This window comes from Lentzea sp. NPDC054927, assembly GCF_053610285.1.
In genome coordinates this window covers 638,051-652,975 of record NZ_JBSGXZ010000001.1, presented here as the reverse complement: position 1 = coordinate 652,975, position 14,925 = coordinate 638,051, and the positions used below count along the sequence as shown (strand labels likewise).

Below are 14,925 nucleotides of genomic sequence, written 5' to 3'. Positions count from 1 at the left end.
CGCCTCAAGGAGGATGCGGCCGTACGGAGCAGCCCCCTAGCGTGGCAACACATGATCACGAGGGGGAACTTGTGAGAATTCGCGTTGCCGCCATCACCGGCGTGCTGGCGTTGTCGAGCGTGGCCTTCGCCGGAGCGTCGGCGTCAGCAGCGCCAGGTGCGGTACTTCTGGCCGACACCAGCAGAAACGGCACGGTCGACTGGGCCGACCAGGCTGGCAAGACCAGATGGACATCGCAGCGCGGCGCGATCTTCCTGCCGAACCTGGACGACGACACCAAGCGCTGCAAGGTCACCGAGGAGGACCTGAAGGATCACGCCATCGCGGTCGACGAACGGCTCGCGGCGTGCAACGACGCCCAGGACGACGTCGTCAACGGACCTCAGGACGCGGCGGACTTCGCGCCGCTGCGCACGATGCCGGGCAACGTCGGCCAGGACGGCACGGTCTCGCTGAGCCCCGGTGAGGGCAGGTACGCCCGCCTGTGGGTCGAGCGCGACGGCACCTGGACCTCGCTGGGGGAGAGCGGCTCGCTCACCGCCGCCGAACTGCGCAAGGGCGCCAGACTGGCGTTGGAGGGCAAGGACCTCATCAGGGACAAGGCCGTCTGGAACGGCACGGTCACGGTCACGCTGAAGGCCGGCGGCACGGACTCGGTGCAGCTGCGCGTGGCGCCGTTGATCCTGCAGAACGACCTGAAGGCACCGAAGCAGGTCGTGACGTCGAACCCCGTCAGTCCCGAGTACCGGGCGGGGTACGACGAGTTCCTCGCCGGGCTGCGCGGCGCGCTGGCGGCGGCGAACCTGCCCGAGTCCGCGTTGACGCGGATCTCCCACGACGACAGGTGGGTCCAGGACATCTTCGAGCCGACGACGGCGAGCATGCCGGGGCGCGACGGCAAACCGCAGGTCATGCGCGTGTTGTTGCGCAGCGCCAACTACCGGCCGGCCATCGAGTGGCAGGGCGAGATCTACCCGCCGGCCCTGCGCCCCGCCGGACGAGCGGTGTTCAGCGCGCTGCGCGGCCCGGACGTCGGCGTCGTGCAGCAATACACGGCCCAGCGCGACACCACCGTCGACGACAGCCTGAACTCCACCGGCAACTACGAGAGCCTGCCGCCCTACCGCGGCCACGAACTCGGCCGCCCGCTCTACGGCAGCACGGCCGCGCGCAAACCGGACCCGACGTTCACCACCCTCATCGGCTCGCAGTACGCGGACCCGGTGGTCATCGACACGGCCTGGCTCGCCGTGGGCCACGCCGACGAGACCGTGCACGTCGTCCCGGCGCGCAACTCCCGCGGCTGGACGCTCATGGTCGCCGACCCGCGACTCGCGCTCGACGTCCTGCGTCAGGCCACAAAGGACGGACACGGCGGCGCGGTGCTGTTCGAGGGCACCAACGAGAAGGACAAGCCGACCATCGACCAGGCGCTCGCCGATCCGGTGTTCCTGGAGCAGAACGAGACCGCGGCGCAGCACATCGACACCCAGCTCGCCGTGCTGACCAGGGAGACCGGCCTCGCCGAACGAGAGCTGGTCCGCGTTCCGGTGCTGTTCCAGCAGTTCAGCTGGCAACAGCTCGACGCGGCGAGCGACCAGCTCACCGCGTCCGGGCGGGTCACCCGCGAGATGGTGACGGACCTGCGCGACCGGATGAGGGCGGGCGCCGCCCCACGCGTCGTCTTCGCCGCTCACTCGGCCGGCATTCCCAACGGCATCTCACTCGGTGGCGGCGTGTTCGGCGCACCCGACCCGCACGGCCCTCGCGTGAACGGCGTGGACCTGTTCAAGAACAAGGCCGAACAGGCGCTCGCCCGCACGCCGGTCAGGCTGAAGTGGGTCGAGGACTGGGAGTTCCTGCACCAAGGGCTCGGCGAGGTGCACTGCGGTACCAACGCGTTCCGCGAGCCGACCCGTGCCGACTGGTGGCGCGGTGATCGCTATGTTCAAGATCGGTAAAACCGATAGCTCCAGGGGGTTCACGAACATGAAGCAGCGAAGGCTGAGCCTCGCACTGGCGGGCGCCGCCAGCGTGGCTTTCCTCGTCGGGACGTCGGTGGCCGCACCGCCGCCACCGGCGCCCGTGCAGGAGGGGCAGACGTACGTCTACCGCGTGCCCGCACCGCTCGGGCAGAAGGCGCAGGACCTGCTCGCGCGCGGGTTCGACGTGCTGGAACAGCGTGACGGCGACGACCTGTTCGTGCTCGGCTCGAAGGACGTGCACACCAAGCTCACCGCGGCCGGGTTCACCGGCACCGTCGAGCAGGTGATGGCGCCGTCCACGATCGCGGCGACGACCAAGGGCCACGGCGTCAACGAGACGTACTACGGCGGCTACCGCACGATCAAGGCGCACTACGCGCACCTCGACCAGGTGGCGTTCCGGTACGCGCGCCTCGCGACCGTCGTCGACTACGGCGACTCGTGGCGCAAGACCCAGGGCGCGGGTGGCCACGACCTCAAGGCCATCTGCATCACCAAGAAAGGTCCCGGCGACTGCAAGCTGACCCCGAACGTCCGCAAGCCGCGGCTGTTCGTGTCGGCCCAGATCCACGCCCGCGAGATCACCACCGGTGACATGGCGTGGCGCTGGATCGACCACCTGACGCAGGGTTACGGCAAGGACAGCGAGGTCACCTCGCTGCTGGACACGACAGAGGTCTGGGTCGTGCCGATCGCGAACCCTGACGGCGTGCAGATCGTGCAGTCCGGCGGTGACACGCCGAAGCTGCAGCGCAAGAATGCGAACTACACCAACGGTCCCAAGGAGTGCCCGACCTCCGAGCAGGATCCGTACGCGCAGATCGGCATCGACGTCAACCGCAACTTCAACGCGCAGTGGGGTGACAACGGCACGTCGTCCGACCCGTGCAGCCAGGTCTACCGCGGCCCGAAGGCGGACTCCGAGGTCGAGACCAGGGCGCTGGAGAAGTTCTTCCGCGCGCTCTACCCGGACACGCGCGGCCCTGGCCTGACCGACCCGGCGGATCCCAAGACCCGCGGCATGGTCATCACGATGCACGCCGCTCTCAACGTCGTGCTGCTGCCGTGGGGCTACACGACCACGCCGTCGCCGAACGACGGTCCGTTGCGGGCGATGGCCAAGGACATGGCGCAGCTCGCGGGTCCGGACTGGCAATACGGCCAGCCCGGTGAGCTGCTCTACACCGCGGGCGGCTCGATCGACGACTGGGTCTACGGCGAACTCGGTGTCCCGCACTACACCTGGGAGATCGGCAACTGGGAGGGCACCTGCGTCGGGTTCACGCCCGAGTACGCGTGCCAGGACGGCCACTGGGCGAAGGTCAAGCCGATGCTGACCTACGCGGCGCGCAAGGCCGCGAACCCCTACGGCGGATGATCGTCTGACGGTTTTCCGGCCGTCTCGGCCGAGCCGGGACGAGACGGTCGGAAATCTCACCGTACGCGTGTCCTGGGAGGGGTTTCGCCGACACCCGGCAGGGGTATCCGAGCTGCGCACAACAGGGTGCTCGGCTGACGGAGGCACTGCTGGCATGGACCACGACATGACCATCGACTTCGACTTCGAGATGGACTTCGACGACTCGGTGGCGCGCCGGGTGCGGCGCTACGTGGGTGAGGTCGTCGCAGGGCTGGGGCTGCGCGGCGACAGTTCGTTCGTGGAGACGCAGCCGCGTGCCGGCGCGTACGTGGCGCTGGACGGACGGTTGCCCGACTTCCCCGACCACTACGTGGCTCTGCAGTGGAACGAGCTGACCGGCTGGTCGGCCGCGGTCGAGGACCGCCTGGGCGAGCTGGTGGAGGTCGCGCGGATGGACGGCGACCCGCACCCTTCGCCGGTCGCGGTGGTGAACTGGGTGACGGGTCTGCTGCACACCGAACAGGCAGAAGTGTCGAATCGCGACTTCGCTGCGTTCGTGCCGTCGCCGCGCGCGGGAGCGACTTCCCGTAGTTAGTCCGGCGGTTCGCTCTCGTCGTCGGTGGTCTCGGCGGCCGGCACCTCGGGTTCCGGCGTGTCGAGATCGCTCAGGTCAGGTGTGCCGGGGGAGTGCGGCGCTTCGGGGTTCACGGGATCGGTCATGCCGCCCGGTTACCCGTACGGCGCCACCTCAAGCACTGACCTCAAGCACACGGAAAAGCCGGTGCCCGCCGTTTCGGGCACCGGCCGGTTCCTCTGCTCACGCTGGTACGGTCCACCTCTGGTTGGCCCCACCCGTGCAGGTCCAGATCTGCAGTTTCGCGCCATCGGCCGTGTTGTTGCCGATCACGTCCAGGCACTTGTTGCTGCCCACGTTGACCAGCGTCCCGTTCGACGCGGTCCACCGTTGGTTCCCACCGCCGAAGCAGTCCCACAGCTGGACCGCTGTGCCGTCCGCGGTGCCGTTGCCGGTCACGTCGAGGCACTTGCCGAGGCCGCGCACGGTGCCGTCAGTGGCGAGGGTCCACGTCTGGTTCGGGCCGCCGAAGCAGGTCCACAGCTGCGGCAGGTTGCCGTTCGTGGTCGAGCCGTTGGTGACGTCCAGGCACTTGCCGCCCAGACCCGTGATGGCGCCGGTCCTGCCGGGCTGGCCGGGGTCGAGCGTGCCTGGCCAGGTGAACGTCGCCATCGCGCCGGCCGGGAGGGTGTAGCCGAACGTCTGGCCGCCGTAGGAGACGCGGAAGCTCTGCTGGCCGCCGGAGTTGAGGGCCACCAGGACGATCCGGCCGTCCGGGTTGCGGAAGGCGACGTTCTGGATGCCGCCCTCGCCGTAGCCGGTCGAGTCGATGCGCACCGCGCCGGGCTGCACGAACTTCGACAGGTGACCGAGGACGTAGTACTCGGCGTTGTACGTGACGTTGCCGCCGATGGTCGAGACGACACCGGTGCAGTTGGTGCAGCTGCCGATCACCGGGCCGTTGTTCTGGTCCAGCGCCATGTTCCAGATCGCCACCGACCGCGCGTGGTTGCGGGTGGCACCGATCGCGAGGTTGATGCCCTGCCAGCGCAACGTGTCGCGGAACGTCGCCGCGTCGTCACCCGACTTCGTGCCGGAGCACTCGGTGAAGAAGATGTCCTTGCCGGGCTGGTTGTTCTTCACGACGGACTGGCCGCTCGGGTTGCCGCCGTAGCAGTGCCACGCCGAGCCGATCACGTTGCCGCCCGCGCCGTTGTTCACGGTCTGCGGGTAGTTCGTGTCGTCCCAGTTGTGGTCGTAGCCGAGCAGACGGGCCTGCTCACCGGCCGCGCGCAGCTTGGGCACCAGGGTGTTGATGACGTTGACCTGCTGCTGCGCCGACATCCTCATGCCGGGGTAGCCCGGCGGTTCGAAGTTCGGCTCGTTCTGCACGCTCATGTAGTCGATGGGAATGCCCGCGGCCTTGTACGCCTGCGCGAACTTGACCAGGTAGTCGGCGTAGACGCCGATCCGGCTGTCGTTGAGCGAACCCTGGATGAGGCTGTTGTTGTTCTTCATCCAGGCCGGCGCGCTCCACGGCGTGGCCATGACGGCGAGCTGCGGGTTGAGCTGCTTGGCCTGCTGCAGGAGCGGGATGATGTAGGCGTTGTCGTGCGCGATGGAGAACCGGGAGAGCGTCGGGTCCGCCGCGCCGTCGTTGTAGGTGTAGAAGCTGCGGGAGAAGTCGGTCGCGCCGATCGGCTGGCGGATGAAGCTCATGCCGATGCCGCTGCTCTTGTTGAACAGGTTGCTCATGATCTCGTTGCGGCGCGGCGAGTTGAAGATGTTCCACGCCGCCGCGTCGGTGAACGACGCGCCGAAGCCGACCATGGACTGGTAGGTGGAGTTCGGGTTCACGGTGATCGTCGGACCGCTGCCGCCCGAGCCGAACGTCACGTCTCCCTGCTGGCGCAGGAGGTTCGAGCGGTCGGCGGTGGTGAGCCACACGCTCGCGTTGGTCGCCGCGGTGGCGGCGGGAGACATCAGGGTGCTTCCCGCCGTCACGACGGCGGCCGCGATGGCGATGCCGCGCAGGCGTTTTGTCGTCATTGACATAAGCGCTCCTTGCAGGGGTTTGGGCGCCCGTTAGCTGGTTTTCAGTTGTAGAGCCGGAAATCGGCGATGCTCCACCAGTTGCTCGCGGCACCGGTGGACGTGATGCGGACGTACCGCGCGCTGGTGCGGCGAACGTCGATGGTGGTCAGCTGGCCGACACCCACGCCGGAGGCGACAGGGCGCCAGGACGTGCCGTCGTCGCTGACCGAGAGTTCCCAGTTGCGGGCGTAGTCGCCCAGGTTGCCGCCACTGTCGATGGCGACCCGGCGGAAGTCCCTGCGCCGCCCCAGATCCACCTGGAGGTACTGGCCCGGAGCCTGCGCGGCGTTGTTGGACCACCGGGTCGACGCGTCGTCGTCGATCGCGAGCGCGCCGTCAGGGGTGGCGGTCGCGCCGGTCAGCGGCACGAGGTCGAGCTTGCCGCGGTGCTGCGTGGTCCAGGTGAACGTCGCAAGGGCGCCGCCGGGCAGCGTGTACTCGAAGGTGCGGTCGCCGACGTTGACCGCGAACGTGCGCGGGTCGTCGTTCTCGTTGTGCACCACCAGAGCCGTGGAACCGTCCGGGTTGCGGAACGCGGCGTCCATGATCTGGCCGTTCCAGCCGGTGGTGCCGAACGACGTGCTGCCGATCCGGCGCGCTCCTGGCTTCACGAACTTCGACAGGTGCCCGATGGTGTAGTACTCGGCGTCGGTGACCACGGACCCGTCCGGCTGCACGGTGACCAGACCGGTGCACGTGCCGCAGCCGCCGTTGTGCGGGCCGCCGGTGCTGTCGAGCGCGATGTTCCAGTTCACCGCGCTGCGCGCCCAGTTGCGGGTGGTGCCGAGGACGACGTTGCGGGCGTGCCACCTCAGCGTGTCGCTGAATACCTTGGCCGGTGGATCGGTGGCACCCTTGGAACCCGAGCACTCGGTGAACCAGATCCCCTTGTCCGGGAAGGCGTTGTGCAGCGCGGTCTGCGCGCTCGGGTCGCCGTAGTAGCAGTGGTAGGCGGTGCCGGCGAGCCACTTCGCGGCCTTGTCGCGCAGGATCTGGTACGGGTAGTCGGCTTCCGCCGCGCCGTCGTTGGGGTGCGTGGCCCAGTTGTGGTCGTAGCCCAGGATCTTCGTGCGAGGGCTGGCGATCCGCAGCTTCGGCCCGAGCGCCTCGATCACCTTCAGCTGCGCCGCGACCGGCATGTCCGTGCCGGGGTAGGCATCCGGCTTGCGGTTCTGCGGCTCGTTCTGCACCGACAGGAAGTCGATCGGCACGCCCGCCTTCGCATACGCCTGCACGAACTTCACGAGGTAACGCGCGTAGGCGTCGTAGACCTTCGGGTCGTCCTTGAGCTTGCCGCCGACGAGCGAGTCGTTGTCCTTCATCCACGCCGGCGGGCTCCACGGCGTGGCCATGACCTTCAGCCGCGGGTTGAGGCGCTTCGCCTCGCGCAGCAACGGAAGGATCTTCGCCTCGTCGTGGCGGACGCTGAAGTGCCTGAGCGCGAAGTCGGTCTGCCCGGCGGGCACGTCGTCGTAGGTGTAGTGCTCCTTCGCCGCCGTGAAGTCGGACGAGCCGACGGGCTGGCGCAGGAAGCTGACCCCGATGCCGCGCACCGGGTCGAAGAGCTTGCGCATGGTGTCGGAGCGGACGGCAGGGGACAGGCCCGCGAGCACCTCCGCGGACGAGTCGGTGATCGACGCGCCGAACCCGTCGACGGTCTGATAACTCCGGTCCGGGTCGACCACGATCGTCGGATGCGTCGAGGGCGTGGTGCCGAACGCGACGCTCGGGCGTTCGTGCATCAACTCGGCCCGGTCCGGCGTGGTGACCCACACCCGTGCTTCCGGCGCGCTGGACGCTTCAGCGGTCGGTACGGCGGTGAGGCCGAGGACCAGGGCCACGATCGCGGTTCGTCTCATGTAACACCCGTTCATCACTGTGAAACATCAGCTTTCAGGATGAAACACCCGGTCGTGTCGAGGGTCAATGGTCTGGATGAGTTCCGGTACATTGACCAGGTGGAACGCCGGGTCGAACACGTGAAACAGCGCGCGAGTCTCCGTGACATCGCGGCGGAGACGGGCGTGTCGATCGCGACCGTGTCCCGGGTGCTGAACGATCACGTCAACGTGGCGCCGCGAACCCGTGACCTGGTGCTCCAGGCCGTCGAACGGCGCAGGCAGGAGACGCCCGCGAGGCTCAGGACCGTCTACGTCCGGTGCCCGTACGTGCTCACCGACTACTTCGGCCTGATCGTCTCCTCGATCGCCGAGACGCTGAAGCTGCACGGCCTGCGCCTGCTGCTCGACGCGGGGGAGTCGGGCCAGCACAGCGACGCGCTCAGGGCGTTGCCGAGCCAGGACGGCGTCGACGCCGCGATCCTCATCCTGCCGCCGGAGGAGGGCGACGAGCTGGTCGCGCTGTCCCTCGAGGGCTTCCCGTTCGTCGTGGTCGACCCGCGCACGCCACCGCCACCGGACATCGCCGCCGTCTCGGCCGCGCACTCGTCCGGGGCACGCGCGGTCGCGGACCACCTGATCGGCCTCGGCCACCGCGACATCGCCGTGATCGCCGGACCGGAGGAGTGGCTGGCGGGCGACGCGCGCCTGGCCGGACATCGGGCGGCCCTGTCCAAGGCCGGTGTCCTGCTGACGCCCGATCGCCTGCGGCACGTCGAACCCACGACCGCGCGGGGCAAGCAGGCGGCCGCTGAACTTCTGGATCTCACGCCCCGCCCGACGGCGATCGTCTGCTTCAACGACAAGGTCGCGGTGGGCACGTTGCAGGCCGCCAGGGAACGGGGCCTGCGCGTGCCGGAAGACCTGTCGGTGGCCGGGTTCGACGACATCGACCTGGCCGAGGCGACCTGGCCGCGGCTGACGACCGTGCGGCAACCGTTGCAGGAGATGGGAAGGATCGCCGTCACTCAGCTGATGCGCGTGCTCGACGGTCACCAGCCGGAGGCGTTGCACATAGAGCTGGCGACGACGTTGATCGTGCGGGACTCGACCGCCGCTCTCTAGTGCAGCACAGCCCAGGTGTGAACCGCGGGGTCGACGAGCACGGTGAGCCGTCCGCCCGGTTCGAGTGAGGTGCACTCCGCCTGGCTGCACCGGTGGCGTGCCTGGAAACCACCGTCCGGCAACGGGATCCAGACGGTGAGCAGGTGGTAAACCGTGTCGGTCTCGTCGTACCGGGTGTTGTCGATGACGTCACCGAGCACCTTGGTTCCGGCGGCGATCAACGCGGCGGTCTCCTGCGCGTCGCTCGCGGCGGAGGACCAGATCGCCAGCAGGAAGAGCACGGTCACCAGGATGCCCAGCTCCCACAGCAGGATCGCCCACCACGGTTGACCGGAGAAGACCAGCGCGGCCCCGCCCGCCACCGACGCGGCGATCGAGACCCCGGCGAGCGCGCGTTGGACCTTCGCGGAGTTCCGGCTCGTCAGCACGACTTCGGCAGGGCTCGTGGTCACCAGCCGATCTTAGAGCGCCGGTGACCACGAACCGGGCGAATCAGGGGCGGAGGGTGACCGACTGCCCCTTCCTCAGCTTGATCCGCTTCGACCAACGCCCGAACCGCACCTCGGTCTCCGTGCCACCGATGCTGCGCACGGTCACGCTGGTGACCTTGCCGTCGCGCCACGCCAGGTCGACCGAGAAGCCGCCGCGGGCACCGATTCCGGTGACAGAGCCGGACTTCCACGCCGACGGCAGCGCGGGCAGCAGTTCGATCACGCCGGGCCGCGCGTACAGCAGCATCTCCAGCATCGCGGCCGGAGCGCCCAGGTTCGCGTCGATCTGGAAGATCGAACGGTCGCCGAAGCTGTACATGTCGAAGAAGTTCGGCGCCGTGCCGTTCGCGTGGTCGATCGACGGCCGGATCACCTTGGTCAGCAGCTCGTAGGCCCTGTCGGCGTCCTTCAGCCGCGCCCAGCACGCCGCCCGCCACGCGAGACCCCAGCCGAAGCTCTCCATGCCACGGGTGATCAGGTGCTGTTTCACCCCGTCCAGCAGTGCGGCGGGAGAGTCGTCGCGGTTGATGCGGTCACCGGGGAAGAAGCCGACCAGCGGCGACAGGTGCCGGTGGGTGGTCTCGCCGAGGTCGTCCGGCGACATCCACTCCTGCAGCATGCCGGTCTTCGGGCTGACGACCGGGAGGTAGAGCCTGTCGCGCAGGCCCGACATCTTGCGGCCGTACTCCTGGTCCCGCCGCAGCACGTCGGTCGCGGTCCGGTACTTGCCGAACAGGTTGTGCACCAGTTCCTGTGCGTACGTGATGCCTCGTGCGTCCTGCGGGCCGTGCTCTGGCGACCAGTCGTAGTCGTCGACCAGGCCCTGCGGGGTCTCGACCAGGCGTGCTTCCCAGAACTCGCAGGCGCCCTTGAGCAACGGGTAGATCTTGGCCAGGTAGTCGCGGTCGAGCGTGTACTCGTAGTGCTCGAACAGCGACATGCACAGCCACGCGTTGCCGGCGGGGTGCCACCACCAGCCGCTGCCGCCGTAGATGTTGGTGGAGAAGGCGACCGCCCACCCGGCAACGCGGTTGTTGGTGTTGCGGAACCTGTTGCGCGAGTCCTGGAACACCGACTGCGTGGTGTTCGTCCACGCCGGCAGCTGCGCCACGCAGTAGTTCGCGAACGCCTCGAAGGTGTCCGGCAGCGCGGCCCGGTCGGCGAGCCAGTAGTTCATCTGGATGTTGATGTCGGTGTGGTAGTCGCTGTACCAGTCGGGATTGTTGTTCGACAGCCACAGACCCTGGAGGTTGATCGGCAGGTTGTCGCGCGACCCGGTGATCGTGAGGTACCGCCCGAACTGGAGGTAGCTCGCCTCCAGCTCCGGGTCGGGCTGACCGCTCGACGCCCGGTTCTGCAGCCGTGCCCACGTGTCCAGCGCGCGCTGGGCGTCCGTCGACCTGCCGAGATCGACCTTCTGCCGGTCGTACTTCTGGCGGTAGTCGGCGACGTGGGTGCGCAGCAGGGAGTCGCCCCTGGCGCGGACCGTCGCCTTGTCCAGTGCGATCTTGGCCGGTTCGACCAGCGGGTCGAGGAACCCGGCGGACGCGTCCGGGACGTAGTTCGTACCGCCGGAGAACACGATCACCAGGTCCGAGCAGCCGGTGAACGACAGCGTCGCGCCGTCGACCTCGACCGTCCCATCAGGACTGAACGCGGTCACGACACCGCTGTACGCCAACCGGTTCGCGAACGAGCCGGTGAACAGCGCGGCGGTGTGCGGTGCGTCGCCGACGGACGGTTCGCCGTGGGCGCCGGCCAGGGAGATCGTGCCGGTCTGGTTCGGGCCGACGAGCCGGACGATCACCACGTCGTCCGGGTGGCTCGAGTAGATCTCACGGCGGTACTGCTTGCCGCCGTGCGTGTACTTCGTGGTGACGATGCCGTTGCTCAGGTCCAGCACGCGGCGGTATCCGGTGGCACCGGCGTGGCCCGGCACCTCGATGTAGAGCTTGGCCAGCAACGAGAACGTGCCGAAGTGCGTCGGGTCGTACGGCAGCTGGCCGTCGCCCTCCAGCGCGTCGTTGAGCTCGCCGGTCCACATCGTGACGTCGGTCAGGTACAGGAAGTCCTTCTCGACGCCACCGCCGACGAGCGCGCCGAGGCGCCCGTTGCCGATGGGCAGGCCCTGCTCGATGATCTTCGCCTCGTCGGCGGGCGCGGGGTACCAGAGGGTGGTGGGGGTGCTGTTCAGGGGATTTCCGCTCGGTCGCTGGGGTTCGGCGTGCGCGGTGAAGGTGGGAAGGACCAGTGCGCCCAGACCGAGCGCACCGGAGGCCTTCAGGAAATCGCGACGTGTCGTCATCGTTTGAGTTCCTCTGCGGTGGCGGGTCAGGGGGCGGTCAGGCTGGACACGTGCACGGCGTTGTCCGGACCGCGCACGGCGACCCAGGTCGACCCGTTCGTGCCCGCGGCCGCACCCACCGCGCCGGTGACTGCGTTGCTGACGAACTGGTCGCGCTTGAACCACCAGGTGCCCGCGCCGTCGACGAGGTCCTGCTGCCACAGCGTGTAGTCGCTGCCGCGGACGAAGACGTTGACCCGGTCGCCGTTGGCCACCGCCGTCGGGCTGCCGCTGATCACGCCACCGAGCGAGGTCCACGCGGACCAGCCGTTCGCGGTGCGCCTGCGGTACCAGGCGGAGTCGTCCTGCAGCCGGACCGTGACGAACGTGCCCGCGGACACCGTCGCGGCGGACGGCCTGCCGTAGATCTGCTGGTTGCCGGGGGAGCCGACCGAGGTCCAGGTGCTGCTGTTCTTGTCGCGCGTCCACACGCGACCGTCGGCGCCGCGGCCGAACAGGCTCCAGCTGTCCGGTCCGGTGAACGCCACCGAGACCGAGTCGGTCAGGGTGCCGCCGAGTGACGTCCAGCCGCCCCACTTGTTGTTCGCGTAAGTCCGTTGGTAGGCCACGTTGTCGGTGCCGCGGACGAACAGGTCGATCCGGCCGTTCTGGCTCGCGAACGCCGACGGCTGCCCGAGGATCTGGCCGTTCTTCGGGCCGCCGAGCGTGACCCACGTGCGCCACTCGCCGTTGACCATGGACCGCTGCTGGAGCCGTCCCGCGTTGTCGCGGGCGAACGTCGCCATGTTCTGGTCGTCCCACCGCACGAGCGCCGGGCTCGCCGAGGTCTCGCCACCGACGTCGGTGCCGGGAACAGCGGTTTCGCCGCGCAGCTTCAGGAACGCGGTGCCGTGCGCGGGAACCGTGACGGTGTGCGAACCGGTGGCGGTACCGCGGTCGGCGCGCGCCCGCAGGTCGCGGATGGAGACCGTGCCCTTGAGACCGGCGTCCGCGAGGTTCACGGTGAACTCGGCGGGCTGGTCGTTGCGGTTGAGCACCGCGACAGCGCGTTCGCCCTTGCCGGACAACACCTTGCTGTACACGTCGACGTTGTTCGAGCCCGCGACCCGGACGCCCTGGATGGCCAGCGGGTCCTGGTCGACCGCGAGGATCTCCGGGTTCTTCAGCGTGTCGATCATCGACGGCGGCAGCGTGCGCGGGTCCGAACCGATGATCAGCGGCGAGGCCATCACCGACCACATGACGAGCTGGGAGGTCGACTCCTCCTCGTTCAGTTCGTACGTGCCCTGTTCGGTCTTGCGCATCGGGATCAGGTAGTCCGGGTCGTTGTAGTGACCGGGACCCTGCGCGCCGGGCCGGTACAGGTTCCGGTCCATGTTCCGCAGCACGTCACGCCAGATGCCCTCGTACGGCGTGCCGAACGCGACGTCCGTGCTGGTGCGCCATGAGTCACCCACACGCGGCCCGTAGGTGTAGGCCACGTAGGCGGTCTGGTCCCACCGGTGCGGCACGCCCCACTCGTCGGTGACCGGGTTGCAGAGGTTGAGGATCATCTTGCGCCCGGCCTTCTGCACCGCCGCCGAGAACTGCGTGAAGGCGACCGCCGGGTCCATGTTCTGCGCGATCCCGCACAGGAAATCGATCTTGATGGCGTCGAACTTCCACCCGGCGAACTGCTTCGCGTCCGCCTCGTAGTAGCCGCCGCCGCTGCCGGCCGCGCAGTTCTTGCCGTCCGACGCACCGGCGTCGGTGTAGATGCCCGCCTTGAGTCCCTTGCCGTGCAACGTGTCCACGAGCTTCGTGAACCCGGACGGGAATCGCGCGGGGTCGGGCAGCAGCGAACCCTTGCCGTCCCGCGGCGGGCTGGCGTTCCACCCGCCGTCGATCCACACGATGTTGTAGCCGGCTTTCGCCAGCCCGCTGCTGACGAGGAAGTCGGCGACCCCGAGCACCTTCTCCTCCGACGCCGCACCAACGGCGAAGTAGGAGTTCCACCCCATGTACGGGGTGCGTGCGATGCCGGAGTCGTAGTAGGTGGGCGCGCCCTGGTCGATACCCGCGTGTTCTGTCGGGGTGGTGGGCGCAGCGGCAGCAGTGGGCGCCAGCAGCGTCAAAGCGATGGTGGCCACGGTCAGCAGGGTTCTCGGCATACCCGTACCTCTCGTCGTCGAGTGGCCACAGCATGCGTGGGTCACTCGAGCGCGTCAAGAATAAATACTAAATTAAGTTTAGTAATCCCTGCGCCCGGGCATACGGTAGCAGTGCTCCGACCTATGTCCTCGTGGGACGCCTCGATGACCTCCCGGGCGCCGAGTGCACCGGGAGGTCATCCGAGGTGTGGGGTCAGCTGGCGGGCCGATCAACCCGCTGCTTCGCCCCGGTGGAGCCTTTGTTCAGCGCCAGCCTCACGAAGTCGGCACCCCACGAGTAGGTGGCCTTCACCTGCGTGTCCACGTCGCACCGGGGGCCGGTGCTGCCGTCGTTCAGCTGGTGCGGCACTCCGTCGCGCAGGGCGTAGCCGGTGGTGCGCACCGACAGGCATCCCTCGGTGTGCAGCTTGCCGGTGACGATGTAGCTCGCGGGGTACCACGTGACGTTGCCGCGGAAGTACGAGTCACCGACCACGAGGTCGAACGGAGTGGTGGGCGCCGCCTGGGCCGCCGGCGTCGCGCCCAGACCGGCGAGCGCGACAAGCGTCGCGGCCACGAGCCGGCTCATCGGTGGTACTCCTCGAACGGCCCGAGCGCCTTGCCGTTCCCGTCGCGCATTTCCAGCATCACCATGTCCGCGCCACCGCCGGTGTCCGCGCTCAGGGGGATGTTGATCAGGTGGTCCTTGTCGCACTGCGGGCTGCTGCTGCCGATGTCGATCCGCTTGAGGCCGCCGCCCTCCTGGATGTCGTAGGCGATGGCGTAGATCGTGCGGCAGCCGACGAAGTGCGCGGGGCCGCTGACGTTCACCGACCGGTTGTAGAAGGTGACGGTGCCGGTCATGTAGCTCGCGCCGTACTTGATGTCGTCCGCCTCGATCGTCCTGGTGACGGCGGCGGACGCCGAGGGGGCCATGGCCACCACGGCTGCGGTCGCCATGAGGATCGCGGTGAGTGTGGTTCTCGTCTTGAGCATGGGCCGAAGCATCGCCGTGCGGCCTTGC

12 protein-coding genes are annotated in these 14,925 nt (G+C 68.6%); 4 read left to right on the top strand and 8 right to left on the bottom strand.

All coding sequences use genetic code 11. From position 1 onward, the window contains the following. Window positions 1-71 precede the first annotated feature (71 nt). From ACWGE0_RS03020 to ACWGE0_RS03010, 3 genes are all read left to right on the top strand, one after another. A complete protein-coding gene (locus ACWGE0_RS03020) occupies window positions 72-1,961 on the top strand; it encodes a protein-arginine deiminase family protein (protein WP_452259201.1) in 1,890 nt (629 codons plus the stop codon). 28 nt (window positions 1,962-1,989) lie between these two features. Further along, complete coding sequence (locus ACWGE0_RS03015) at window positions 1,990-3,363, top strand: M14 family zinc carboxypeptidase (protein WP_452259200.1); 1,374 nt, start codon at window positions 1,990-1,992, stop codon at window positions 3,361-3,363. 166 nt (window positions 3,364-3,529) lie between these two features. Continuing rightward, window positions 3,530-3,940: a DUF6292 family protein gene (locus tag ACWGE0_RS03010; protein ID WP_452259199.1), complete on the top strand. Its 411-nt coding sequence runs from the start codon at window positions 3,530-3,532 to the stop codon at window positions 3,938-3,940. Here ACWGE0_RS03010 and ACWGE0_RS03005 read toward each other — a convergent pair. The 3 genes from ACWGE0_RS03005 to ACWGE0_RS02995 form a co-directional block, all read right to left on the bottom strand. Beyond that, window positions 3,937-4,065, bottom strand: coding sequence for a hypothetical protein (locus ACWGE0_RS03005; protein WP_452259198.1), 129 nt, complete (start codon window positions 4,063-4,065; stop codon window positions 3,937-3,939). The two genes, ACWGE0_RS03010 and ACWGE0_RS03005, sit on opposite strands and share 4 nt — an antisense overlap. A 97-nt stretch (window positions 4,066-4,162) precedes the next feature. Then, window positions 4,163-5,968, bottom strand: a complete 1,806-nt coding sequence (locus ACWGE0_RS03000) for a ricin-type beta-trefoil lectin domain protein (protein ID WP_452259197.1) — start codon at window positions 5,966-5,968, stop codon at window positions 4,163-4,165. A gap of 47 nt (window positions 5,969-6,015) precedes the next feature. Next, window positions 6,016-7,872: a discoidin domain-containing protein gene (locus tag ACWGE0_RS02995; RefSeq protein ID WP_452259196.1), complete on the bottom strand. Its 1,857-nt coding sequence runs from the start codon at window positions 7,870-7,872 to the stop codon at window positions 6,016-6,018. 99 nt (window positions 7,873-7,971) lie between these two features. Between ACWGE0_RS02995 and ACWGE0_RS02990 the strand changes: the two genes are divergently transcribed. After that, window positions 7,972-8,976, top strand: a complete 1,005-nt coding sequence (locus ACWGE0_RS02990; protein ID WP_452259195.1) for a LacI family DNA-binding transcriptional regulator — start codon at window positions 7,972-7,974, stop codon at window positions 8,974-8,976. Here ACWGE0_RS02990 and ACWGE0_RS02985 read toward each other — a convergent pair. The 5 genes from ACWGE0_RS02985 to ACWGE0_RS02965 form a co-directional block, all read right to left on the bottom strand. Beyond that, a complete protein-coding gene (locus ACWGE0_RS02985; RefSeq protein ID WP_452259194.1) occupies window positions 8,973-9,428 on the bottom strand; it encodes a hypothetical protein in 456 nt (151 codons plus the stop codon). The two genes, ACWGE0_RS02990 and ACWGE0_RS02985, sit on opposite strands and share 4 nt — an antisense overlap. 40 nt (window positions 9,429-9,468) lie before the next feature. Beyond that, entirely contained in the window at window positions 9,469-11,772 is a 2,304-nt protein-coding gene (locus ACWGE0_RS02980; protein WP_452259193.1) for a glycosyl hydrolase family 95 catalytic domain-containing protein, read from the bottom strand. Window positions 11,773-11,798: 26 nt separating this feature from the next. Beyond that, the gene (locus ACWGE0_RS02975; protein WP_452259192.1) at window positions 11,799-13,922 is read right to left on the bottom strand and encodes a hypothetical protein; all 2,124 of its coding nucleotides are present in this window, start codon (window positions 13,920-13,922) and stop codon (window positions 11,799-11,801) included. Between the two features lie 193 nt (window positions 13,923-14,115). Continuing rightward, the gene (locus ACWGE0_RS02970) at window positions 14,116-14,490 is read right to left on the bottom strand and encodes a hypothetical protein (protein WP_452259191.1); all 375 of its coding nucleotides are present in this window, start codon (window positions 14,488-14,490) and stop codon (window positions 14,116-14,118) included. Continuing rightward, window positions 14,487-14,897, bottom strand: a complete 411-nt coding sequence (locus tag ACWGE0_RS02965) for a hypothetical protein (RefSeq protein WP_452259190.1) — start codon at window positions 14,895-14,897, stop codon at window positions 14,487-14,489. Before ACWGE0_RS02965 ends, ACWGE0_RS02970 begins: the two co-directional genes overlap by 4 nt. Window positions 14,898-14,925 lie beyond the last annotated feature (28 nt).